The sequence below is a fragment of the Methylobacterium sp. genome, from assembly GCF_019745455.1.
Classification (GTDB): domain Bacteria; phylum Pseudomonadota; class Alphaproteobacteria; order Rhizobiales; family Beijerinckiaceae; genus Methylobacterium.
In genome coordinates this window covers 54,026-75,681 of record NZ_JAIETD010000032.1, presented here as the reverse complement: position 1 = coordinate 75,681, position 21,656 = coordinate 54,026, and the positions used below count along the sequence as shown (strand labels likewise).

Annotated in this window: 22 protein-coding genes; 13 read left to right on the top strand and 9 right to left on the bottom strand. The window is 65.9% G+C overall.

Going from position 1 to position 21,656, the window contains the following annotated elements; all coding sequences use genetic code 11:
• Window positions 1–45 precede the first annotated feature (45 nt).
• Entirely contained in the window at window positions 46–312 is a 267-nt protein-coding gene (locus K2Y56_RS07425; RefSeq protein WP_292506601.1) for a flagellar biosynthetic protein FliQ, read from the top strand.
• 218 nt (window positions 313–530) lie between these two features.
• A complete protein-coding gene (locus K2Y56_RS07420) occupies window positions 531–767 on the top strand; it encodes a hypothetical protein (protein ID WP_292506600.1) in 237 nt (78 codons plus the stop codon).
• A gap of 55 nt (window positions 768–822) precedes the next feature.
• Here the strand turns inward: K2Y56_RS07420 and K2Y56_RS07415 are convergent, their stop codons facing one another.
• A complete protein-coding gene (locus K2Y56_RS07415) occupies window positions 823–1,281 on the bottom strand; it encodes a hypothetical protein (protein WP_292506599.1) in 459 nt (152 codons plus the stop codon).
• Window positions 1,282–1,548: 267 nt separating this feature from the next.
• Between K2Y56_RS07415 and K2Y56_RS07410 the strand changes: the two genes are divergently transcribed.
• The 11 genes from K2Y56_RS07410 (at window position 1,549) to K2Y56_RS07360 (ending at window position 13,500) form a co-directional block, all read left to right on the top strand.
• Window positions 1,549–3,171, top strand: coding sequence for an ABC-F family ATP-binding cassette domain-containing protein (locus tag K2Y56_RS07410; RefSeq protein WP_292506598.1), 1,623 nt, complete (start codon window positions 1,549–1,551; stop codon window positions 3,169–3,171).
• 170 nt (window positions 3,172–3,341) lie between these two features.
• Complete coding sequence (locus K2Y56_RS07405; RefSeq protein ID WP_292506597.1) at window positions 3,342–3,755, top strand: hypothetical protein; 414 nt, start codon at window positions 3,342–3,344, stop codon at window positions 3,753–3,755.
• A 380-nt stretch (window positions 3,756–4,135) separates the two neighbouring features.
• A complete protein-coding gene (locus K2Y56_RS07400) occupies window positions 4,136–4,711 on the top strand; it encodes a LemA family protein (RefSeq protein WP_292506596.1) in 576 nt (191 codons plus the stop codon).
• Between the two features lie 67 nt (window positions 4,712–4,778).
• Complete coding sequence (locus tag K2Y56_RS07395; RefSeq protein ID WP_292506627.1) at window positions 4,779–5,507, top strand: YgcG family protein; 729 nt, start codon at window positions 4,779–4,781, stop codon at window positions 5,505–5,507.
• A 7-nt stretch (window positions 5,508–5,514) separates the two neighbouring features.
• Window positions 5,515–6,126, top strand: coding sequence for a hypothetical protein (locus K2Y56_RS07390; RefSeq protein ID WP_292506625.1), 612 nt, complete (start codon window positions 5,515–5,517; stop codon window positions 6,124–6,126).
• Between the two features lie 108 nt (window positions 6,127–6,234).
• Entirely contained in the window at window positions 6,235–8,292 is a 2,058-nt protein-coding gene (locus K2Y56_RS07385) for a carbon starvation CstA family protein (protein WP_292506594.1), read from the top strand.
• A gap of 5 nt (window positions 8,293–8,297) precedes the next feature.
• Window positions 8,298–8,528 (top strand): YbdD/YjiX family protein, encoded by a 231-nt coding sequence (locus K2Y56_RS07380; RefSeq protein WP_292506592.1) that lies wholly within the window; start codon window positions 8,298–8,300, stop codon window positions 8,526–8,528.
• Between the two features lie 108 nt (window positions 8,529–8,636).
• On the top strand, window positions 8,637–9,893 hold the full coding sequence (locus tag K2Y56_RS07375; RefSeq protein WP_292506591.1) for a YjgN family protein: 1,257 nt from the start codon (window positions 8,637–8,639) through the stop codon (window positions 9,891–9,893).
• Complete coding sequence (locus K2Y56_RS07370; protein ID WP_292506589.1) at window positions 9,894–11,015, top strand: M48 family metallopeptidase; 1,122 nt, start codon at window positions 9,894–9,896, stop codon at window positions 11,013–11,015. It abuts the gene before it with no gap.
• Window positions 11,016–11,171: 156 nt separating this feature from the next.
• Complete coding sequence (gene zwf, locus K2Y56_RS07365; RefSeq protein WP_292506586.1) at window positions 11,172–12,650, top strand: glucose-6-phosphate dehydrogenase; 1,479 nt, start codon at window positions 11,172–11,174, stop codon at window positions 12,648–12,650.
• A 157-nt stretch (window positions 12,651–12,807) separates the two neighbouring features.
• Window positions 12,808–13,500, top strand: a complete 693-nt coding sequence (locus K2Y56_RS07360; protein WP_292506584.1) for a GntR family transcriptional regulator — start codon at window positions 12,808–12,810, stop codon at window positions 13,498–13,500.
• Window positions 13,501–13,576: 76 nt separating this feature from the next.
• Here the strand turns inward: K2Y56_RS07360 and K2Y56_RS07355 are convergent, their stop codons facing one another.
• The 8 genes from K2Y56_RS07355 to K2Y56_RS07320 form a co-directional block, all read right to left on the bottom strand.
• The gene (locus tag K2Y56_RS07355) at window positions 13,577–14,233 is read right to left on the bottom strand and encodes a GntR family transcriptional regulator (RefSeq protein ID WP_292506582.1); all 657 of its coding nucleotides are present in this window, start codon (window positions 14,231–14,233) and stop codon (window positions 13,577–13,579) included.
• A gap of 156 nt (window positions 14,234–14,389) precedes the next feature.
• Window positions 14,390–15,361, bottom strand: coding sequence for a M48 family metallopeptidase (locus K2Y56_RS07350; protein ID WP_292506580.1), 972 nt, complete (start codon window positions 15,359–15,361; stop codon window positions 14,390–14,392).
• 24 nt (window positions 15,362–15,385) lie between these two features.
• Window positions 15,386–15,943, bottom strand: a complete 558-nt coding sequence (locus K2Y56_RS07345) for a LemA family protein (RefSeq protein WP_292506578.1) — start codon at window positions 15,941–15,943, stop codon at window positions 15,386–15,388.
• Entirely contained in the window at window positions 15,940–16,629 is a 690-nt protein-coding gene (locus tag K2Y56_RS07340) for an AprI/Inh family metalloprotease inhibitor (RefSeq protein ID WP_292506576.1), read from the bottom strand. Before K2Y56_RS07340 ends, K2Y56_RS07345 begins: the two co-directional genes overlap by 4 nt.
• 4 nt (window positions 16,630–16,633) lie before the next feature.
• The gene (locus K2Y56_RS07335) at window positions 16,634–17,710 is read right to left on the bottom strand and encodes an OmpA family protein (protein WP_292506573.1); all 1,077 of its coding nucleotides are present in this window, start codon (window positions 17,708–17,710) and stop codon (window positions 16,634–16,636) included.
• 131 nt (window positions 17,711–17,841) lie between these two features.
• Window positions 17,842–18,639 (bottom strand): enoyl-CoA hydratase/isomerase family protein, encoded by a 798-nt coding sequence (locus tag K2Y56_RS07330; RefSeq protein WP_292506570.1) that lies wholly within the window; start codon window positions 18,637–18,639, stop codon window positions 17,842–17,844.
• Between the two features lie 48 nt (window positions 18,640–18,687).
• Window positions 18,688–19,302, bottom strand: coding sequence for a GNAT family N-acetyltransferase (locus tag K2Y56_RS07325; protein ID WP_292506567.1), 615 nt, complete (start codon window positions 19,300–19,302; stop codon window positions 18,688–18,690).
• 2 nt (window positions 19,303–19,304) lie between these two features.
• Window positions 19,305–21,647 carry an Orn/Lys/Arg decarboxylase N-terminal domain-containing protein gene (locus K2Y56_RS07320; RefSeq protein ID WP_292506566.1) on the bottom strand — a complete coding sequence of 781 codons (2,343 nt, stop codon included), beginning with the start codon at window positions 21,645–21,647 and terminating at the stop codon, window positions 19,305–19,307.
• Between the last annotated feature and the right edge of the window lie 9 nt (window positions 21,648–21,656).

Genomic DNA, 21,656 nt, shown 5'->3' with positions numbered 1-21,656 from the left:
AAGGGTAGAGGGTAGGGTCGACGTCCGCATGGAGGGGCAATACCGATGAGCGAGGTCGATGCCCTCGAACTCGTGCGCGGCGCGATCTGGACCGTGATCATCGGTGCCGGCCCGGCGATCGGCGCCGCGATGCTGGTCGGCATCCTCGTCGCGCTTCTCCAGGCCCTGACGCAGATCCAGGAGGTGACGCTCACCTTCGTGCCAAAGATCGTCGTGATCCTGCTGATGCTGCTCGTGACCAGCTCCTTCATCGGAGCCCAGATCTATGCCTTCGCGGAGACGACCTACGGGCGGATCGTAACGGGGTTTTAGAACGCCTCGCTTAGTCCCAGCCGGCTTGAACGCTGTCGACCGGAAGCGTTGGTAGGCTGCGGCATCGTCGGATCACCGTCGATTTTTGGCATCGATGCCTAGCTCATGCCGCTTTTCCCGGCCATCGGCCGCGTGTAGCGCGGTATTTGCCCCCAGCTTGGCCTTAATTGGCTCGAGCACGCAAGAACTTGCTGCGCTCAGCGTAAGGGAGTCATACAGTGTTGATACGTCTTGCCACCATCGCGACCTTGATCTCGACTGTCGCCGTTGCCGCGCCGGCACCGGATCGTGCGGCCCTGAAGCGGCACTGCACCGGCGATTACCTGAACTACTGCGGTGACATCGACCCGGATAGCCCGGAGGTCCAGGCCTGCTTCAAGAAGAACAAGCCGCAGCTTTCGGCTGCCTGCCAGGCCGCCATCGGCAGCTATACCAAGGCTCAGAAGGGAAGCTGAGCCTCCTCCGGTGCGGATGGAGCGGCCATGCCGCTTCACCCGCAGGGAGCGTGCCTCACATCGGGCATTCTGACTGGAATGGACCGAGGACGATATCGCCCTGCTGAGGGTTGTTCACGGTGAACGGCTTGGTGTCCTGCATCCCGAAGAAGCCGCGCCCGAGTTCCGCTTGGAAGACGTTCGTCCCGAACTCGATGAAGCATTTGTCGAGGACTGCCTCGTAGGCCAGTTGGATGCTTGCGACCGGTCTGCCGCGATCGCCCGATGCAAGGCTCCGCGGGGCTGGCCTGCAGAACGCCGCCAGGTTGATGGTGCCGGGCCGAGAGAGGCGGATCGCCGTTGAGGTACCGGGCCTCACGGTAAAGGAGGTGGTGCCCTCCAGGTTGCCCACGAGAAGGTAGGCCGATCGGTTGTAGACCCGTTTCGTGCATGCGGCTGACGCATCGACGATGCCGGCTACGAGGAGAACGGCGGACAAGCCGGCGGCGCCAAGGGTCTTGAAGCGGAAGGGCATGGCTGACTGTTTCCTCGCGTCATCGGGGGACGGCCGCATCGGCGTCGCCCTTTCGTCGCTCGGGAAACGCAGTTTTCGAGATCCGGCTCCGTCCTATCTCCAAACTCCCGCCGACAGGCCGGCTCGCTGGCATTTATCCCGCAAGCCCGATCGGACGACGCTTCTCCCGGACGTGCTGCGTCTTTGCGCTCGCGCGGTCCATTTCTTTGCGCTTGCGCAGTCTATGCCGTAAGGGCGCGGACGGTTTCCCAAGAGTACCGCGGACCCATGATACGCATCGAGAAGATCGGCAAGCAGAACGGCCGGCAGATCGTCTTCATCGACGCGTCGGCCGCGCTTCAGAAGGGCGAGAAGGCAGGCCTCGTCGGCCCGAACGGCGCCGGCAAGACCACCTTGTTCCGGATGCTCACCGGCGAGGAGCAGCCCGATGAAGGCCAGGTCCTGACGGATCGCGGGGTCACTATCGGCTATTTCAGCCAGGATGTCGGCGAGATGGCCGGCTGCAGCACCGTCTCGGCGGTGATGGCGGGTGCCGGACCCGTCAGCGTCATCGGGGCCGAGTTGAAGGAACTGGAGGCGGCGCTCGCCGATCCTGGCCGCGCGGACGAGATGGAGAGCATCATCGAGCGCTACGGCGAGGTCCAGGCCCGCTTCGAGGAACTCGACGGCTACGCTCTCGAGGGCCGGGCCTACGAGGTCCTTGCTGGTCTCAGCTTCAGCCAGGAGATGATGGACGGCGACGTCGGCAAGCTGTCGGGCGGCTGGAAGATGCGGGTGGCCCTTGCCCGCATCTTGCTGATGAATCCCGACGTCATGCTCCTCGACGAGCCGAGCAACCACCTCGACCTTGAAAGCCTGATCTGGCTCGAAGCCTTCCTGAAGGCCTACGAGGGCGCGCTGATGATGACCTCGCACGACCGCGAGTTCATGAACCGCATCGTCACCAAGGTGGTGGAGATCGATGGCGGGACGCTGACCACCTATTCGGGCGACTACGGCTTCTACGAGCAGCAGCGTGCCCTGAACGAGTCGCAGCAGCAGGCTCAGTTCGAGCGCCAGCAGGCCATGCTCGCCAAGGAGATCAAGTTCATCGAGCGCTTCAAGGCGCGCGCCTCCCACGCCGCCCAGGTGCAGAGCCGGGTGAAGAAGCTCGACAAGATCGAGCGTGTGGAGCCTCCGAAGCGGCGGCAATCGGTGGCCTTCGAGTTTCAGCCCGCTCCGCGCTCGGGCGACGACGTCGTCAGCCTCAAGAACGTGCACAAGCGCTACGGCAGCCGCAGCATCTACGAGGGGCTCGATTTCGGCATCAGGCGCAAGGAGCGCTGGTGCGTCATGGGCATCAACGGTGCCGGCAAGTCCACGCTCCTCAAGCTCGTGACGGGCACGACACAGCCGGATGACGGCACGGTGTCGGTTGGAGGAAGCGTGAAGCTCGGCTACTTCGCCCAGCACGCCATGGATCTACTCGACGGCGACCTCACGGTGTTCCAGGACCTCGAATCGTCGTTCCCCCAGGCCGGACAGGGCTCGCTGCGGGCGCTGGCAGGGTGCTTCGGCTTCTCGGGCGACGATGTCGAGAAGCGCTGCCGGGTGCTTTCTGGCGGCGAGAAGGCCAGGCTCGTGATGGCCAAGATGCTGTTCGACCCGCCGAATTTCCTGGTCCTCGACGAGCCCACCAACCATCTCGACATCGGCACCAAGGAGATGCTGATCGCAGCTCTGTCGGGCTACGAGGGCACGATGCTGTTCGTGTCCCACGACCGTCACTTCCTCGCAGCCCTGTCGAACCGCCTCCTCGAACTCACGCCGGACGGCATTCACCAATACGGAGGCGGGTATACCGAATACGTGGCGCGCACCGGCCAGGAGGCGCCCGGCCTGCGGAGTTGATGGCGGATGGGTCGCCGGCTCGGCAGCGTTTCCCGCGCAACCGACGGAATTGTGTGCAGTAGGCGACATTCGGGCACGGCGATGAACCGGCCCGCGGGCATTCAGGTTGGCGGATCAGGATACCGCCGCGGCCGGAACCGAACCGCACCACAACCTGGAGGCCCGCAGATATGCGCCGGACGACCACGACCCTGATGCTCACCTTCATCGGCGGCCTCGCCGCGTTCGGACCGTCATGGCCCGCGGCGGCTCAGAGCACCGGCTACGTCACCGGCTTCCCCGGCAGGGACCCGGCAGGAGACGACGAGATCGGCTGGGGTCCGGCATACCGGCCCGAGACGAGCTTCTCGCAACCCGGCACTCCGCCGACCCCGGGCGATTTCGCCGGTCGCGCCTATCGGGCGCGGACCGGCCGGGGACCCTACGATGCGATCCAGGACACGAGGGGCATGCGCCCGATCGGCTATCCGCAGGGCCTTCGCGAAGATGCGCCGCGTCGGCGGTCGATCGGAATGCGCCGGGCTGCAAAGCCTGAGGCGAGGGCGAGCCGGCGGCGGTCCGCGGTAATGCAGGGGCAGCGCTAGGAGCGGGCTGATCCCCGAACATCGCGCATCGGCGGATCGACCGAAGCGCCGCGCCCTGACGGTGACTACTCTCACCGCGGTCGCGGCGCAGCTCACTGTCGAGAATAACGTCTGTGCTGGGATCGTCCCTCGCTCCTGCCGGAGCGACGCTGCCGGGTCCTTTTTCGGCTACGTCTCGGGGATGCATCTCGACGGCATAAGCCGCCTGTGGTGGAACATCTCGCGCACCACGCGGTTGCGCCGGGCGACCCGCATCTCATCTATGTGGGCGACTCGCGCCGTTGTGCCCATCCAGGAGTTCCACCATGCGTTCAAGCGCGAACACGTCGGTGATTGCGACGCTACCGTCTGGCAGGGTTCGGCCGATAAGGCGATTGCGCATGGCATTCGCAGCCCTGGCGCTCGCCACCGGATTGTCAGGCTGCGGCGCGATCAACCGCGTCCCGACGCTCGAGGAGAGCGCGAAATCCTCCTGGAGCGAGGTGCAGAACCAGTATCAGCGCCGGGCCGACCTGATCCCCAACCTCGTCGAGACGGTGAAGGGCTACGCCCAGCAGGAAAAGGACGTGCTCGTCGGCGTCACCGAGGCACGGGCCAAGGCTTCCAGCGTCAAGGTCGATGCTTCGACGGTGAGCGATCCGGTGAAGTTCAAGGAATTCCAGGACGCTCAGAACCAGCTCTCCGGCGCGCTCGGGAGGCTGCTGGTGACCGTCGAGCGTTACCCCGACATCAAGTCCAACCAAAACTTCCTCGCCCTGCAATCGCAGCTCGAAGGCACGGAGAACCGCATCGCGGTAGCGCGGCGCGACTACATCGGCGCGGTCCAGGCCTACAACACCGAGATCCGCACGATCCCGGGCCGCTGGATCGCCTCGTGGTTCTATCCCGAAGCCAAGCCGCTGGAGACCTTCGCGGCGACGCCGAATGCCGATCGGCCGCCGAACGTGAAGTTCTAGCGTAGACCCCGTGCGGCGCATCGTGGGACGGACCGGCCAGACGCTTTTGGCGGCGCTGGCCGGGCTCATGCTCGTCTGGCTCGTCGCCTCGGGTGCGGCCTTCGCGGCCGAGCCGACCTTCCCGGCCTTGACCAGTCGGGTCGTGGACGCCGCCGGCATCCTGAAGCCGGAGGCAAAGGCCGCGATCGAGGCCAAGCTCAAGGCGTACGAGGAAAAGACTTCCGATCAGGTCGTCGTCGCGACCCTGACGAGTCTTCAGGACCGCACCATCGAGGATGTTGGCAATCGCCTCTACCGCGAATGGAAGATCGGCCAGGCCAAGACCAATAACGGTGCCCTGCTCATCGTCGCCCCGAACGAGCGCAAGGTCCGGATCGAGGTCGGCTACGGCCTCGAAGGCGCACTCACCGACGCTCTCACCAAGGTCATCATCACGACCGCCATCACGCCGCGCTTCAAGACGGGCGATTACGGCGGCGGGATCGAGGCCGGCGTCGATGCGATGCTCGAGATCCTCTCGGGCGATGCCGAGGAATGGCAGCGCAAGGGCAAGGTCCGGTCGGACGATGCCGATCCCCGGCAGGTGATCCTGTACATCATCGTCATCTTGGTCATCGTATTCGTGTTCGCCCGCATGAACCGTGGCGGCCGCGGCGGCGGCGGCTTCATCATCCTGCCGGGCCCGTCCTCGGGAGGCTGGAGCGGCGGCGTGTCGGATGGCGGCTTCGGAGGCGGGGGAGGTTTCTCCGGCGGCGGCGGCTCGTCGGGAGGCGGCGGCGCCTCGGGAGACTGGTAGGATGTCAATGCTGAGCCAAGGCGACCGCGACGGCATCGCGGCGGCGATCCAGGCGGCGGAGCGGTCCACCTCTGGAGAGATCGTCGTGCTCGTGGCGGCTCGCGCCGGCGCCTACCGCTCGGTCGCCCTCCTGGCGGCGCTGCTGTGCGGCCTTGTCATCCCCTGGCCGCTGATCATGGCGACGCAATGGAGTGCCGCCTCCATTGCCCTTGCCCAGGCGATCGTCGTCCTCGCCGTGCTTCTGGGCACGCTTCATCCGACAGCGCGCCTCGCCCTCGTTCCCCGCGCCTTTCGCCGCCAGAGGGCACACGACGCGGCACTACGAGAATTTACATCGCGCGGCGTCACGCGGACCCGCGGGCGCACCGGCATCCTGGTCTACCTCGCCGTGGCCGAGGGCCATGCCGAGATCGTCGCCGACAGCGCCATCGCCGAGCGCGTTCCCAGCGAGGCCTGGTCGGCGGCGATCGGCAATCTCCTCGATGCCCTTCGCCGGAACGATGCCGCTGGCGGTCTCGTGGCGGTGGTGGGCGAAGTCGGGGCTATCCTGGCGGCGGAGCTGCCGGGCAGCCATGACGATATCGACGAATTGCCCAATCGCGTCATCGTGCTGGACTGATACATCCGGGCTGAAAAGTTAGCAGAACCCTAGCCCTTGCTTGCGTTCTGCGCGAAAAGGCGCCCCTCGGCCCGCGCGAAAAGGACGGGCTGCTGGAGCGAGACGTCGATGAGCGCGATTTCGAAGCACGGGCCCTGGGCCCTCGTCGGAGCGTTGGGGGCAGCCGCCCTCGCCATCGTCGCCACCTCGCGGGGCGAGAGCATCAACGCCCTGTGGGTCGTGGTCGCGGCGGTCTGCGTCTACCTGATCGCGTACCGCTATTACTCGCTCTTTATCGCCGACAAGGTGATGCGCCTCGATCCCAAGCGCGAGACGCCGGCCCATCGTCACAACGACGGCCTCGACTACGTCCCCACCAACAAGACGGTCCTGTTCGGCCATCACTTCGCGGCCATCGCGGGTGCCGGACCCCTCGTCGGCCCGGTCCTCGCCGCGCAGATGGGCTACTTGCCGGGCATGCTGTGGATCCTCGCCGGCGTCGTCGTCGCCGGTGCGGTCCAGGACTTCATGATCCTGTTCATCTCGATGCGGCGCGACGGGCGCTCGCTCGGCGAACTGATCCGCGCCGAGCTCGGCGTCATCCCCGGCATCATCGCCCTGTTCGGCACCTTCATGATCATGATCATCCTGCTCGCCGTGCTGGCGATGGTGGTGGTTAAGGCGCTGGCCGAGAGCCCCTGGGGCACCTTCACGGTGGCGGCGACCATCCCGATCGCCCTGCTGATGGGCCTCTACGCGCGCTACGTCCGGCCGGGGAAGGTCGGCGAGGTCTCGATCATCGGCTTCATCCTGCTCATGGCGGCGATCGTCTATGGTGGTCGGATCGCGGCGGATCCCTACTGGGGTCCGGCCTTTACCTTCACCGGCATCCAGCTCACCTGGATGCTGATCGGCTACGGCTTCGTCGCCGCGATCCTGCCGGTCTGGCTCCTGCTCGCGCCGCGCGACTACCTCTCGACCTTCCTCAAGATCGGCACCATCGTCGGGCTCGCCATCGGCATCGTCTTCGTCGCCCCGCACATGCAGATGCCGGCGGTGACCAAATTCGTCGACGGCACCGGCCCGGTCTGGGCCGGCAGCCTGTTTCCGTTCCTTTTCATCACCATCGCGTGCGGCGCGGTCTCGGGCTTCCACGCCCTCATCTCGTCGGGAACGACGCCGAAGCTCGTCGGAAACGAGCTCGACACCCGCTTCATTGGATACGGCGGCATGCTCATGGAGAGCTTCGTCGCGATCATGGCGCTCGTCGCCGCGAGCGTGATCGATCCGGGCATCTACTTCACCATGAACTCGCCGGGCGCGCTGCTCGGCGCGACTCCCGAGAGCGCCGCCGCAGCCGTCACCAATCTCGGCTTCCCCATTGCGCCCGACGTGATCGCCCAGACCGCCAAGGATGTCGGCGAGACCTCGATCATCGCACGCACCGGCGGCGCCCCGACGCTGGCAGTCGGCATGGCCCACATCATCTCCTCGGCCATCGGCGGCAAGGCGATGATGGCCTTCTGGTACCATTTCGCGATCCTGTTCGAGGCCCTTTTCATCCTTACGGCCGTGGATGCGGGCACCCGCGCCGGCCGCTTCATGCTGCAGGACCTGCTCGGCCTCGTCTCTCCGAGGTTCAAGGACACGACGGCCTGGGTTCCGAGCGTGCTGGCGACTGCCATCTGCGTCGGCGCCTGGGGCTTCTTCCTTTACCAGGGCGTCACCGACCCGTTAGGCGGCATCTATACCCTCTGGCCGCTCTTCGGCATCTCCAACCAGATGCTGGCGGCCGTGGCGCTGACGCTCGCCACAGTGGTCATCTTCAAGATGAAGCGCGAGCGCTACGCCTTCGTCACGATCATCCCCACAATCTGGCTGTGCATCTGCACGCTGACCGCCGGCTGGCAGAAGATCTTCTCGCCCGACCCCAAGATCGGCTTCCTCAGCCATGCCGACCGGTTCTCGGTCGCCATCGCCGAGGGCAAGGTGTTGGCACCGGCGAAAAGCATGGCCGACATGCACAAGATCGTCTTCAACGACCGGATCGACGCCGGCCTTGCCGTGATGTTCGTCGGCCTCGTCGTGGCGATCGCCGTCTTCGGCGTCATGGCCTGCGTCAAGGCTTACCGCGCCGACCGCTGGACGGCGCTCGAAGCCGATCCGAAACTCGCGCCGGCGGAGTAGGGGACATGGCGGGCATGGCAGCGTCGCAGGGATATCGCGAACGTCTCAAGGCGTTCGGAAAATGCGTCTGCGACGGCGCCCGCCTCATGGTCGGCCAGGGCGACTATGAGGCCTATGTCGCCCATATCCGCCGGACTCACCCCGATCAGTCGCCGATGACCGAGCTGGAGTTCTTCCGCAATCGCGAGAATGCCCGGTTCGGTGTCGGAAATACCAACGGCTTCCGCTGCTGCTGACGTGATCGGAGCGGGCGAGAATAACCATCCGGCCGCGTCGCAGCTGGCGCGTGTAGCGTCGCCTCGGCCCTTCGGTCTAGGCTGCTCCGGAGGCATGGAGATGGCGGGATGCACGGTAGGGCAGGGCGAACGGGCCTCATCGCCTTCGATCGCAAGGCACCCGGTCTCACCGGCATCGCGGTGCGCGGCTTTCTCCTCTCTCTCATCACGTTCGGGATCTACCGGTTCTGGTACATTACCGAGCTGAGGCGCTTCTTCTGGAGCCGCACCCTCATCGACGGAAGTCCTGCCGAATATACGGGTCGCGGCAAGGAGCTCTTCCTCGGCTTTCTCGTCGCCCTCGCGATCCTGATCCCGCTCTACATCGCGATCTTCGTCGCCTCCATCTCGGTGCCCGCCCTGGCGCCGTTCGCCGGCGCGCTCTCGTTTCCGATCCTGTTCGTCCTCGGCCAGTTCGCCCTCTATCGCGGACGGCGCTACCGTGCCTCGCGCACCTTCTGGCGCGGCATCCGTCTGGGACAGGACGGCTCCGGGATCGCCTACGCGCTGATGGCGGCGGGCTGGTGGCTCCTGACTCTCCTGACCTTCGGCCTTGCCTTCCCGTTCATGCGCGCGTCCCTCGAGCGGTACCGCATCGATCACACCCTGGTCGGATCGAGCCGGATGAGCTCGACGGCGACAGGCCGCTCGATCCTCGGGCCCTGGCTCCTGTTCTACAGCGTGGCCCTCCTGCCGGTGATCCTGTCTCTCGCCGTCGCGTTCGCGGGCCTGGGTTTCGCGATCCCGGAGGATCTCCTCGTCGAACGTGGCAGCCGCACGATCCTGAACCCCGCCTACGACTCCGTGACCAAAACGGCGATCGGGTTTTCGGTCGTCGGCGCCCTCGGCTTCGGCACCGTTGCCGGCGTCCTGCTGATCCCGTTCTATCGGGCGAGGGAGACAAAAGCCTTCATGAATGCGGCGAGCCTCGGCCCGGCACGGCTCGCCTCGACGCTGCGGGCCGGCCAGTTCTACTGGCCCTACCTCGTGTATTTCCTCTCGCTGATCGGCTTCGTGCTCCTCATTCTGGTGATCGCGGTCTTATTGGGCGGAGGCCTCCACCTCGCGGGTTCGCAATCGGGAATGCACATCGCCATCGCTCTGGGCACGATCGTCCTTTATCTCGGCGGCGCTCTGCTGGTAGCAGTCCTCCATGTGCGCTTGATCCAGGCTCGGCTTTGGGAGGCGGTCGCGACGACCACGGTGATCGACGATGCGGATGGGCTCGACGCCGTCCTCGCGTCGAGCCGTGCGCAGGCGAGCGGTCTCAATGAGGGTATGGCCGACGCCCTCGATCTCGGCGGCGCCATCGAGATCGGGCTCTAGGTGGCGGCTTCCCAGGCGAGCGGGACCTACTTCGATGGCCTGACCGCACGGCCACATCCCGTGACGCTCCGGTTGACTGATCGCCTCGAGATCGTGGGCCGCGACATCTCCGTCGCATGGGACCTCGCCGACATCGTCGCCGGAGAGACGCCGCCGCCTCTGATGCGGCTCTCGGTCGTCGGAGAATCCGCCCGCATCGAGTTCACCGACGAGGTTTTCGCCCGTGCCGTCTTCGTCCTCTGCCCGGACCTGTATCGACCAGAGGCGAGGGATGCCGGCGGACGCTGGCGTCTCGTGCTCTGGTCCGTGGCCGCCGGACTGTCGGTCCTGCTCGTCGCCATCTATGGCGTGCCCGCCCTGGCAGTCCGCCTCGCGCCGCTGGTGCCGGACGCCATCGAATCCCGTCTCGGCGCCGCGGTCGACGGACAGATCGTCAACATTCTCGGCGATCCTCCCGCCTGCAACGACGCGCCGGCTCAAGCCGTTCTCGATCGTCTCGTCGCCCGGATGATTCAGGGACGTGGCCTTCCCTCCGACCTGCGCCTCACCGTGCGCCGGCATGCCATGGCCAACGCCCTGACCCTGCCGGGCGGACGCGTGATCGTGCTCTCGAATCTCATCGCGCAGGCGCAAAACGCCGACGAGTTCGCCGCCATCCTCGCCCACGAGTTCGGTCACGTGGTCGCCCGCGACCCGACGCGGTCCTTGATCCAGGCCACGGGCTCGTCGTTCCTGCTGAGCCTGGTGCTCGGCGACCTCACCGGCTCGACGATCATCGTCGCCCTCGGGCAGGCCGCGGTCTCGGCCGGCTATTCGCGCGATGCCGAGCGGACGGCGGATGATTACGCGGTGACGATGATGGAGGCGGCCGGCGGCGACGCCTTCGCCCTCGCCACCATGCTCGAGCGGATCGCCAAGGACGACGCCAAGGACGGTGCCAAGGACGGAAGCAAGCGGAATCTGACGAACTTCCTGCGCAGTCATCCGTTCACAGCCGAAAGAGCCGCGCGCATAAGGGCGCTGGCAAGTCCCGGCTCGGCGGGGCGGCGCATCCTCCCGGACGAAGACTGGGCCGTTCTGAAGAGGATCTGCACGAAGGCAGCGCCGGCGACCGAACCCTGAGCACCCGACCTCTGCTCCAGAAGACCAACCCGCCTCCGATGTCGACACGCCGCGCCGCTGGCGAAGCTCTTGCTACCGGTTTAAGCCGAACCGATCGCGTGGGGGACCGGCCGAGGGCCGTCTGCCTCGAACATCATCAGAAAACGGGAGCCGAACTTGGCCACCATCATCCCCGTCGCGTCCTTCGATTGCGTCGTCTTCGGTGCCACCGGCGACCTGACCACCCGCAAGCTCCTGCCCGCCCTGTACTATCGCTTCAAGGACGGCCAGATCCCTAAGACCAGCCGGATCATCGGCGCCTCGCGCTCGGCGATGAGTACGGAGGCGTTCCGCGAGCGGGCCCGCGATGCTGTCAAGCGGTTCGTGCCGGCTGTGGACATCGACGAGACCAAACTCGCCGACTTCCTCGAACATGTCGATTACGTCGCCGTCGACGGGGCAGGGGAAGAAGGCTGGAGCGACCTCGCCGCCAAGCTCGCCGAGCGACCCGATCAGATACGGCCATTCTATCTCGCGACCTCGCCCGACCTCTACGGCTCGATCTGCCGCAACCTCTCTGCCCATGGGCTCATTGGCGACAAGTCCCGTGTCGTGCTGGAGAAGCCGATCGGCAAGAACCTCAAATCGGCCCGCGCCATCAACGATGCGGTCGGCGAGGTCTTTCCCGAGGAGCAGATCTTCCGAATCGACCATTACCTCGGCAAGGAGACGGTGCAGAACCTCCTCGCGCTGCGTTTTGCCAACACCATCTTCGAGCGCCTCTGGACGGCGGACGTCATCGATCATGTCCAGATCACCGTCGGCGAGACCGTCGGCGTCGAGGGTCGGGCCGGTTACTACGACACCTCGGGCGCCCTGCGCGACATGGTGCAGAACCACATGCTGCAGCTCCTCTGCCTCATGGCGATGGAGAGCCCGCTTTCCCTGGATGCCAATTCCGTGCGCGACGAGAAGCTCAAGGTGCTGCGGGCACTCAAGCCGATCACGCCCAACGATGTCCAGAGCGTGACCGTCCGCGGCCAGTACGCGGCTGGCGCCATCGACGGCAAATCGGTCGACGGCTACCGCACCGATATCGGCGGAAACGAAGCGAGCCGGACCGAGACCTTCGTGGCGTTGAAGCTCGAGGTCCAATCCTGGCGCTGGGCCGGCGTGCCCTTCTACCTGCGCACTGGCAAGCGGTTGCCCAAGAAGCTCTCCGAGATCGTGGTGCAGTTCCGCGCCTCGCCGTTCTCGATCTTCCCCGCCGAGTCGTTCGGGCGCGAGCCGAATCGCCTCGTCATCCGCCTCCAGCCCGAGGAAGGCATCAAGCTCGAAGTCATGACCAAGGACCCTGGTCCCGGCGGCATGCGGCTTAGGCCGACCAACCTCGACATCTCCTTCGAGGAGACGTTCAAGCAGCGCTATCCCGACGCCTACGAGCGCCTGCTGATGGATGTCGTGCGCGGCAACGCGACACTGTTCATGCGTCGAGACGAGGTCGAGGTCGCGTGGGCCTGGGCTGATTCGCTGTTGAAAGCGTGGGCAGACCGGCCCGAGTCTCCTCGACTCTATCCCGCCGGAAGCTGGGGACCCACCGCGGCCATCGCTCTCATCGAGCGCGATGGCCGTACTTGGCACGAGGAAATGAACTGACACTCGGTAACTCTCGTCCATTTTGCTGTTCAAAGCAGGACATCGGCCAATCTGCGTATTCAGCCATGCACTGGCGGCTCGACTCGGAAATGGTTCACCTCTAAACAGAGTCGTAGACGGAATCGTGTTTTCTGTTCTGTATTCAGTGCGTTGACAGATGGCAAAAATGGAAACGGCACTCTCGATTAATCGTCGCTACCTCCATGACGAGGTTGTGGAGCGAATGCGCGAGCTTATTCTTTCAGGAGAGCTTCAGCCGCGTTCTCGCGTGAACGAAGGGGAGTTGACCGAGCGGTTCGGCATCTCGCGCACGCCCTTGCGGGAAGCGATCAAGATCTTGGCCACCGAAGGCTTGCTGGAGCTGCTTCCGAATCGCGGCGCCCGCGTCGCCAGTCTCGCTCTGTCGGAAATCGAGGAGATGATCGAGGTCATCGCCGGGCTCGAAGCCACCGCGGCGGCCATCACCTGCCACACCATCTCGGACGAGGAGGTCGCCGATATCGAGGCGGACCATTCCGCCATGATCTCGGCCTGGAAGACGGGCGATCAGGATACCTATTTCAGACACAACCGCGCCATCCACGAGGCGGTCATGGCGGCGAGCCGCAACGCCACGCTCAATCACATCTATGTGGGGTTGTCCGGTCGCGTCCAATGCTCCCGTTACTCCGCTCATCAATCCCCCGAGCAATGGGCGACCGCGATGGCCGAGCACGAGCGCATGATCGAACTGCTTCGCGCCCGCGACGGCGAGGCACTCTCCTCGCTGATGCGCCAGCACATCCGCGCCAAGAAGTCGGTCATCGCCGCCAACTTCGTCGATTCCGACAACGCTTTCGACCCGGACTGAGACGCCTTAATCGAAAACCGGTCTTTAGCGTCACGTCGAGAATTTGCCGCTCGGCCCAAGCCACGATGACACCACATCAGGCGACAAGATCGTCTGTCTTCAGACTGGCCACGAGATCCGAGAACCGGTCTCCCTGGACGACCACATGGAGTCTCAGGGCCTCGGCGGCGCGAACTTCGTCCCCCTTCATCACCGCATCGACGATCGCTTCGTGCTCGGCGAAGGATTGTCCGAGACGATTCCGGGCGCGAAGCTGCAGCCGCCGGAAAGGCGTCAGACGCCGATGCAGCAGGCGCGCCTGCTCGCATAGGAATGCGTTGCGGCAGGCCCGATAGATCACCGTGTGGAAAACGTAATTCTCCTGGTAATAGCCCTCCGGGTCATTCGCTTCGGCAAGGACCGCGCAGGCGGCCAGCGACGCCTTGAGATCGGCCTCGTCCTGCGGGATCAGCCGGCGCGCCGCAAATCGACCGCAGGACGCCTCGATCTCAGCCATCGTCTCGAACATCGCGATCAGGACCTGCGGCTCGGGCGCGCTGACGATGGCCCCGCGGCGCGCCTTGATCTCGACCAGTCCCGTCATCGCCAGTTGCAGGAGTGCCTCGCGGATCGGCGTCCGCGAAACGCCGAAGCGCTCGGCGAGTTGTGTCTCGTCGAGCCTCGCCCCCAATGGCAGCCGTCCGTCGACGATCTCGTCCTCGATCGTCTGCCTCAAACGCCCGCCCCGGTTCATGCCGCTCTCCCTTTTTTCATTCTGATTATTCATACGGGTTGGCAAAGTATACAAGCTGTGATCGGCTGATACGAAACAGAACGTCGCGCAATAAGAGCGGCGAGACTCAGTATTCGCCGCGAGCGCGGATGTCGTGGTTCTCGCAAGGCTCCCCGCCTATCGACGCTCTGGAGGAGATCCACCGGCGTAGCGCGTCAGCGCCGCGATGCGGTCGTCGATCGAGGGATGAGTCGCGAAGAGGTCGCCGATCCCCGAGCGTGGATTGTCGACGCACATTTCCATCACGCCTGACGGCGCGCGAGCGAGTTCGCCCCGGCCGGAGATCTTGAGAAGCGCGCCGATCATCGCATCAGGATCCTTCGTCAATTCGACGGCGCCAGCGTCGGCAACGTATTCACGTGTCCGCGACAGGCTGAAACGGATCAGCCGGGATGCACCCCAGGCGATGACCACCAGCGCGACGCCGATCAGAAGGGCCGGCAGCGCCCCACCCCGGTCGCGTCCGCGGCCCGACGTGAGATTGCCGCGCATGAGCATCTCGCCCGCGAAGCTGAAGACGCCGGCGATCAGGATGGCGATCATCATGGTGCGGACGTCGTCGTTGCGGATATGGGTCAGTTCGTGGGCGAGCACGGCCTCCATCTCGCGCGGATTGAGCGCCTGCGTCAGCCCGGTGGTCACCGTGATGGCGTACTGGTTCGGGTTGAGGCCGGTGGCATAGGCGTTGAGCGCCTGATCCTCGACGACGTTCAGCCTCGGAACGGTCAAGCCGCGGGCGATGCACAGGTTCTCCAGCAAGCCATAGAGTTCGGGTGCCTCGGCTCGCGTCACCGCTCGCGCACCCGTTACTCCGTCGATCAGCCGTTGATGGGCGTGATAGGCTACGAACAGCCACAGGAAGGCTCCCGCGAAGGCGATGGGTCCGAGCCAGATCAGGTCGCCGGCTGCGGCGGCGAGGTAGATCGACAAGGCCGGCGGGCTACCCGCCGGCAGGTTTCCACCCATCGCCCGAACGACGAGCGCAGCGCCAAAGGCCAGCACGAGGACGAGGGCGAAGAGAATCCCCACCAGCACCCGCGAACGGATCTCGTTGGCGCGGATATGGGTGTAGAGGCCGTAGGCGGTCACCGGGCGGCCTCCCGTTGCCTCGGATCAGAACGAGACCGAGGGCGGGGCGTCGAGCAGCTTGCGCTCGGTCTCGCTGAGATCGAAGCCGGCCTGCGGATGGAAGCCCAGGCGCCGGGCGAACAGGATGGCCGGGATCGCGGCGATCGCCGCATTGTACTCGGCGACCGCGTTGTTGAAGAAGCGCCGAGCGGCCGCGAGGCGGTTCTCGACCTCCGAAAGCTCGTCCTGAAGGCTTTGGAAGTTGGTGTTGGCCTTCAGGTCCGGATAGGCCTCGCTGAGGGCGAGGAGACGACCGAGCGCGCTCTGCAAAGCCGCTTCGCTCTCGGCCTGCGCGCCGGGGCCGCGGGCCGTGGCCGCCTCGTTGCGCGCGCGCACGACCGCCTCCAAGGTGCCGCGCTCGTGCCCGGCATAACCCTTCACGGTCTCGACGAGGTTGGGGATGAGGTCGCGGCGCTGCTTGAGTTGCACGTCGACGTCGCCGAAGGCTTGCGCGACCCGCGCCTTGAGCGCGACGAGGCCGTTATAGGTGAAGACCAGCCAGACCGCGATGAGGGCGACGGCGCCGATGACGACCCATTTCATTGCCTGTCTCCCTTAGGGGACGCCCGCACCATCTCGAGCGGACGCCCAGCCTCGGCCTTCACGAAGCCCTCGGGGCCAGGCTCGAACCGCAGCGAAGAGTCGCCGCCGCCATAGAGCATCAGGGCGAAATCCTCGATCTGCCAGCGCGACAGCTTCAGCTTCGCCACAGCCGCGTCGCATGGGGCGGCCGCCAGAACGGTGCCGCCTTCGCCCACCTGTTTCTCGGTGCCAAGGGTGACCGCGCAAAGCGGTGTCCCGCCCGGCCGACGCATCGTCCAGAGGCCCGCAACTTGCGCCGCGGACGGTGCCCGGTCGATGCCGGCCTTGGCGCGCACCAGCAGGATTGCGGGGACGTCGGTCACGCGAGTTTTCAGCAGGGTCGTCTCGTCCTCTTCGAACGTCGCGACCTTCCGGCGCGTCGCGTCGAACAGGCGAATGCCGCCTTCGTAGTCCCAGGCGGAGGCCTCGGCGAGCTTCGGCAGCCGCGCGGAGCAGTCCGGCGCGGGCACGGCCGACCAGCCGCCGATGGTCCGCTCACTCGTCAGCTTCAGCCGACAGCCCGGCTTGCCGTCTTCAGGCGCCGCGAGCCACTCGCCGAGGCTGTCGCGGGCATGATCGGGCAGCGTCTGTGCAGGAGCCCCCAGACTTCCGAGCACGACGACGACAGCTGCGAGGGCGAGGCGCATCGCGTCAGTTCAGCTTGACCAGTTCGACGCGCCGGTTCTTGGCGCGGCCGGCCTCGTCGTCGTTGCTGGCCGTCGGCGCGACCATGCCGATCCCGGCGGCCTTGAGGCGCTTGGCGTCGATGCCGTAGCTGCCCGAGAGCGCCTTGATCACCGCGTCCGAGCGGCGCTTCGAGAGGTCGACGTTGTAATCGTAGCCGCCCTGGTTGTCGGTATGCCCGACCACGATGACGGCGAGCTTGGAATCGGCCTTCATCAGGCCGGCGATCTCCTGGAGGGTCGGGGCGGATTCCGGCTTCACGTCGGTCTTGGCCGTGTCGAACAGAATGCCGTAGAGGGCGACCTTGCCGGTGGCGCCGATGCTTTTGGCCATTTCGTCGGCCTTGACGGTGGTCATCTTGCGCTCGCGCGCCTTCGGTTCGAGCAGGTGCACGACGGCGACGGTGCGACCGGTGAAGGCCTTACAATAGGGCCCTCCGTCGACCCGGAAGGCCTGGACCGTGAGCCAGGTGTCCCCGTCCGGATCGGGCCGCTTGGCGGTCATGTAGCGCTGATCGCTGATCGTGCTGGTGACCGCGCAAGCCCCATTCGAGAAAGCCGGGTCCTTCACGTCGGCGGCACGAAAGAAATACATCATCAGGCTGGAGGAGCTTCCGCCGCCGGAAGAGGACCGGGTGTGGTCGCCGCCGCAGCCTTCGGCCTTGCACGAGTAGAGGACCGAGCCGCCGCCGGCCTCGATCTCATCCTGGTAGTTGCGCAGCACCTCGAAGGGCGAGCGGCCGGCGGGGATGAGATAGACGAGCCGGGTCAGGGCGCCTTCGAGCTCCTGCTGCTGCTTTGGCACGTAGAGGCGGTTGTTCGTCACGTCGCGCTGATCGGTTTGCTCCAGCTTCGACAGCGGCACCTTGAAGTCCGTGTAGGCGGACTTCTCGTAACCGACGATGTAGGCGCCCTCGTAGCGCTTCAGCACAGGGCTGTCCTTGACCCCGGGGATGTCCTTGGTCGGCTCGGTGGCATCGGCTGCAACAATGGCCGGCCACAACCCGACAAGGAGGGCCAGAAATCCCCAACCGACACGCGTCATGACACAGCACCCCGCACCGAATCGCTAGAAGCGGCCGGACGATAAGTCTTGATGGGTGAAAGATATAGCGCAGCTACGCTTTCGCGCCGTGATGATCGCTTCCGGCCGCGCTGTCGCGTAACGGTTCTAGATTACTGCCCCGTCCAATGCGGCGCCCGCTTGCCGAGGAACGCTTCCATCCCCTCGCGAAAGTCGGCGCTGGTATAGCAGAGGCGGATGAGATCATCGCCGGGGCGCTCGCCCTCTGTTTCGTCCATGGCCTGAAGGCGGCGAAGACCTTCCTTGGTGGCCCGGAGGGTCAGCGGCGCATGGCCGGCGACGAGGGCGGCGAGCTCGGTGGCCCGGGTCGTGAGCGCTACGGCATCCGGCACGACCTCGCCGACGAGCCCGATGGCGAGCGCCTCCCGCGCGCCGACGAGGCGGGCGGTAAAGATCATGTCCTTGACGCGGGCGGGGCCGATGAGGTCCGAGAGCCGCTTGAGGTTGACGAGCGAGAGGCAGTTGCCGAGGGTCCGGGCGATCGGGAAGCCGAATTTCGCGTCCTCCGTGGCAATGCGCAGGTCGCAGGCCGCCGCGATCGCCGCGCCGCCGCCGGTACAGGCACCCGCCACCGCCGCGATGACCGGCACTCGCAGGCGTTCGAGCGCATTCATCACCCGGTCCATGAAGCGCTCGTACTCAATCGCATCCTGCGCCGAGGAAAAATCGCGGAACTGCGCGATGTCGGTTCCGGCCGCGAAGGCCTTGTCGCCGGCGCCCGCGATGACGAGGACCTTGACCAAGGCATCGGCCTCGATCGCCGCACAGCGGTCGATCAACCCCTGATACATCGCGAAGGTCAGGGCGTTGCGCGCCTGCGGCCGGTTCAGGGTGATGCGGGCGATCCCAGCGGCGTCGGCCTCGTAAAGCAGTTCGTCGGTCGCGCTCATGCCGTCTCCTGAATACGGCCTGGATCTATCAGGAACGCCGTGTCTCCGTCACGTCCCGCTCCAGTCGTGGTCCGCGACGATCGCCTCCACCGGACGGCCCCACGTCGCCGGTTGGTCGCCTGAGCCTGTTCCGAGGGCGCATTGGACCATGACGCTGTCGCTCCAGCGCCCATACTTGTAGCCGACCGCCGGCAGGAGCCCGACCCGGGCGAAGCCGCAAGCCTCGTGGAGGCGCAGGGACGCCTCGTTCTGCGCGTCGATATAGCCGATCATCTGGCGGTAGCCGCCCGCGGCGCAGGCCTCGATCAGGGCCGGGAGCAGCCGCCGCCCGATCCCGGCATGGAGGTGCTGGTGGTGGACGTAGATCGAGTGCTTGAGGGTGTAGCGATAGGCCGGGCGCTTGCGGAACGGCACCGCATAGGCATAACCGGCAACGACTCCGTCGCGGTCGGCGACGAGGTGCGGCAGGCGCTTCTTGCGCATGGCCTTCCGGCGCCGCTTGAGATCGTCGGGATGGAGCGCACCGGCATCGTCGTCCGCCACGTCCCCGACGCCGCGGCGGATGTGATGAGCGTAGATCGCCACCATCGCCGGCACGTCGGCATCCGACGACGGCCGGATGACGATGTCGTGCTCCGGAGCGGCCGGCAGGCCCTGCGCCATCGTCAACGGCCCTCGCGCATGACGTAGGTGTAGAATCGGATGCGGCCGTCGGCTTCGACATCGCGGAATACGCCCTGGATCTCGGCCTCGAAGCCTGGGAACAGGTTGGCAGAGCGTTCGAACATCTTGAAGTAGTCCAGCATGGGTTTGGCCCGCTCGTCGAGGCGCTCGCCTGGCAGCACCGTGCCGATGCCCGGCGGATAGACCAGAAGCAAGGTCGTCGCCACGCGCCCTTCGGCCTCCGCGATCGGCACGTAATCGACGTTGTTGCGGGTGAGCTGCTGCACCGCTTCCTTCGGGGTCATCACCATTTCCGGCAGGTGCCCCGGCTCGAACTGCTTGCGTTGGAGAGTGCTGGTGCCGTGCTCGCGGTGGAAGGCGTGGAAGTCGGCGCAGAGGTCGCGCAGGCGCACGCCCTTGTAGCGGTTGGGCCGGCGCCGGACGAATTCCGGCATCGCGTCTTCGAGAGGCACGTTGTCGTCGTGCAGGCGCTTGAAGGCGACGAGGCCCGAGATCAGCGTGCCGGCCTTGGACGATTCGACCCCCGGTGTCAGGAGGAAGAGCAGAGAGTTGAGGTCGTTCTTCTCCGGGACGATGCGGTTCTCGCGCAGGTATTGCGCGACGATGGGCGCGGGCACGCCGTGCTCGGCATATTCGCCGGTGCGCCGGTCGAACCCCGGCGTCAGCACGGTGAGCTTGTTGGGGTCGGTCATGGCGTAGTTCGGCGCCACATGGGTGAAGCCGTGCCAGGACGCGCCCGGTGTCAGCTCCCAGTACTTCGGGTCGCTTGCGAGCTCGTCCGTCGTCAGGCTCTCCCACGGAACCTTGCCCTCCGGTCCCTTGACCGTGTCCGGCACGAAGGGGTCGAAGAACCAGCGCCGGAGCGGATCGCCCTCCTTCTCCTCGAATTCGCGGCGGATGGCCCGGACCTTCTTGCGCCACTCGATCCCGAGCCGGATCGTGTCGTCCCAGAGCACCACCCCTGAACGGCCCTTCATCATCTGCGCGCCGACGTCGAGGGACGCGAAGAGGGGATAGAACGGCGAGGTCGAGGCGTGGACGAGGAAGGTCTCGTTGAAGCGCCTATGCTCGATCCGCCGCGTCTGGCCGCGGATATGGCTGTCCTTGGTGTGGATCTGGGAGGCCTGTGAGAAGCTCGCGAGCTGCTTGTGGGTCGATTGCGTCGCGATGATGCCCGGCGAGGTCTCGTCGAGGTTCTTCAGCCCCATGGCGAAGCGGCCGGCAAAGAGCGGGTGGAACTTCATGAAGCCCGCCCAGGCCTCGTCGAACAGGATGTAGTCGCAAAGATGCCCGATCTTCGCGATGATCATCTCGGCGTTGTAGATCGTCCCGTCATAGGTGCATTGCTCGATCACGGCGACCCGGAACGGGCGCTCGCGCTTCCAGGCATCCTTGTCCTTCACAAGCGGATTGGTGCGGATCTTCTCGCGGATCGCGGCCTCATCGAGGGCCTCATGATACATCGGCCCGATCAGGCCGAAGCAGTTGCGGTCGGTCTCCAGGAAGACCGGGACGGCGCCGCCGAGGAACAGCGCGCCGTGATGCGCCGCCTTGTGATTGTTGCGGTCGAACAGGACGAGGTCGCCCTCGGCGACCAGGGCCGAGAGCACGATCTTGTTCGAGGCCGAGGTGCCGTTGAGGACGAAATAGGTCTTCTCCGCCCCGAAGATGACCGCCGCCTCCTTCTGCGCCTTGAGGGCCGGGCCCTCGTGGACGAGGAGGTCGCCGAGATCGAGCACCGAGTTGTCGAGGTCGTCGCGGAACACCGCCTCGCCGAGATGCTCGACGAAGATCCGGCCGATCGGCGAGCGGTTGTAGAAGATGCCGCCGTTATGGCCTGGGCAGGTCCAGAGCTGGTTCCCCTGCTCGGCATAGTCGACGAGCGCCCCGAAGAACGGCGTCTTCAGGGTCTCGGCATATTGCTTGACCCGGCTGACGAGGCCGCGGGCGATGTAGTCGGGGGTCTCTTCCGCGAGGAAGATGTAGCCGTCGATGAAGTCGAGCACCTCGACCGGGATGTCCTCCAGGCGCTTGCGGCGGACCATGATGACAATGGGCATTTCGAGCCCGCGCTTCCTCATCAGGTTGATCAGCGCCGCCGCCTTCCCGTCCAGGCCACGCTTGCCCCAATCCACCACCATGCAGCCGATGGCGGCATCGGTCTGGACCGCGATGGCGGCGTCCTCGACGCGCCGGGCGCGGACCACCTCGAAGCCGAGCTTCTCCACGGAGCCGATGATCTGCTGGACGCGCACGCCTTCCAGGTCGTCCGGATCGAAGTTCGGGGCGCACATCAGCACGGTGAAGCGGCGGAAGAAGTCCATGCGGGTGTC

Coding starts and splice junctions, on each gene's coding strand:
- K2Y56_RS07405 (WP_292506597.1), top strand. CDS start 3,342: ATGCGCCGGACGACCACGACCCTGATGCTCACCTTCATCGGCGGCCTC.
- K2Y56_RS07390 (WP_292506625.1), top strand. CDS start 5,515: ATGCTGAGCCAAGGCGACCGCGACGGCATCGCGGCGGCGATCCAGGCG.
- K2Y56_RS07345 (WP_292506578.1), bottom strand. CDS start 15,943: ATGAAATGGGTCGTCATCGGCGCCGTCGCCCTCATCGCGGTCTGGCTG.
- K2Y56_RS07415 (WP_292506599.1), bottom strand. CDS start 1,281: ATGCCCTTCCGCTTCAAGACCCTTGGCGCCGCCGGCTTGTCCGCCGTT.
- K2Y56_RS07425 (WP_292506601.1), top strand. CDS start 46: ATGAGCGAGGTCGATGCCCTCGAACTCGTGCGCGGCGCGATCTGGACC.
- K2Y56_RS07395 (WP_292506627.1), top strand. CDS start 4,779: ATGCTCGTCTGGCTCGTCGCCTCGGGTGCGGCCTTCGCGGCCGAGCCG.
- K2Y56_RS07400 (WP_292506596.1), top strand. CDS start 4,136: ATGGCATTCGCAGCCCTGGCGCTCGCCACCGGATTGTCAGGCTGCGGC.
- K2Y56_RS07360 (WP_292506584.1), top strand. CDS start 12,808: ATGGCAAAAATGGAAACGGCACTCTCGATTAATCGTCGCTACCTCCAT.
- K2Y56_RS07330 (WP_292506570.1), bottom strand. CDS start 18,639: ATGAGCGCGACCGACGAACTGCTTTACGAGGCCGACGCCGCTGGGATC.
- K2Y56_RS07375 (WP_292506591.1), top strand. CDS start 8,637: ATGCACGGTAGGGCAGGGCGAACGGGCCTCATCGCCTTCGATCGCAAG.
- K2Y56_RS07325 (WP_292506567.1), bottom strand. CDS start 19,302: ATGGCGCAGGGCCTGCCGGCCGCTCCGGAGCACGACATCGTCATCCGG.
- K2Y56_RS07385 (WP_292506594.1), top strand. CDS start 6,235: ATGAGCGCGATTTCGAAGCACGGGCCCTGGGCCCTCGTCGGAGCGTTG.
- K2Y56_RS07355 (WP_292506582.1), bottom strand. CDS start 14,233: ATGAACCGGGGCGGGCGTTTGAGGCAGACGATCGAGGACGAGATCGTC.
- K2Y56_RS07380 (WP_292506592.1), top strand. CDS start 8,298: ATGGCGGGCATGGCAGCGTCGCAGGGATATCGCGAACGTCTCAAGGCG.
- K2Y56_RS07340 (WP_292506576.1), bottom strand. CDS start 16,629: ATGCGCCTCGCCCTCGCAGCTGTCGTCGTCGTGCTCGGAAGTCTGGGG.
- K2Y56_RS07335 (WP_292506573.1), bottom strand. CDS start 17,710: ATGACGCGTGTCGGTTGGGGATTTCTGGCCCTCCTTGTCGGGTTGTGG.
- K2Y56_RS07320 (WP_292506566.1), bottom strand. CDS start 21,647: ATGGACTTCTTCCGCCGCTTCACCGTGCTGATGTGCGCCCCGAACTTC.
- K2Y56_RS07410 (WP_292506598.1), top strand. CDS start 1,549: ATGATACGCATCGAGAAGATCGGCAAGCAGAACGGCCGGCAGATCGTC.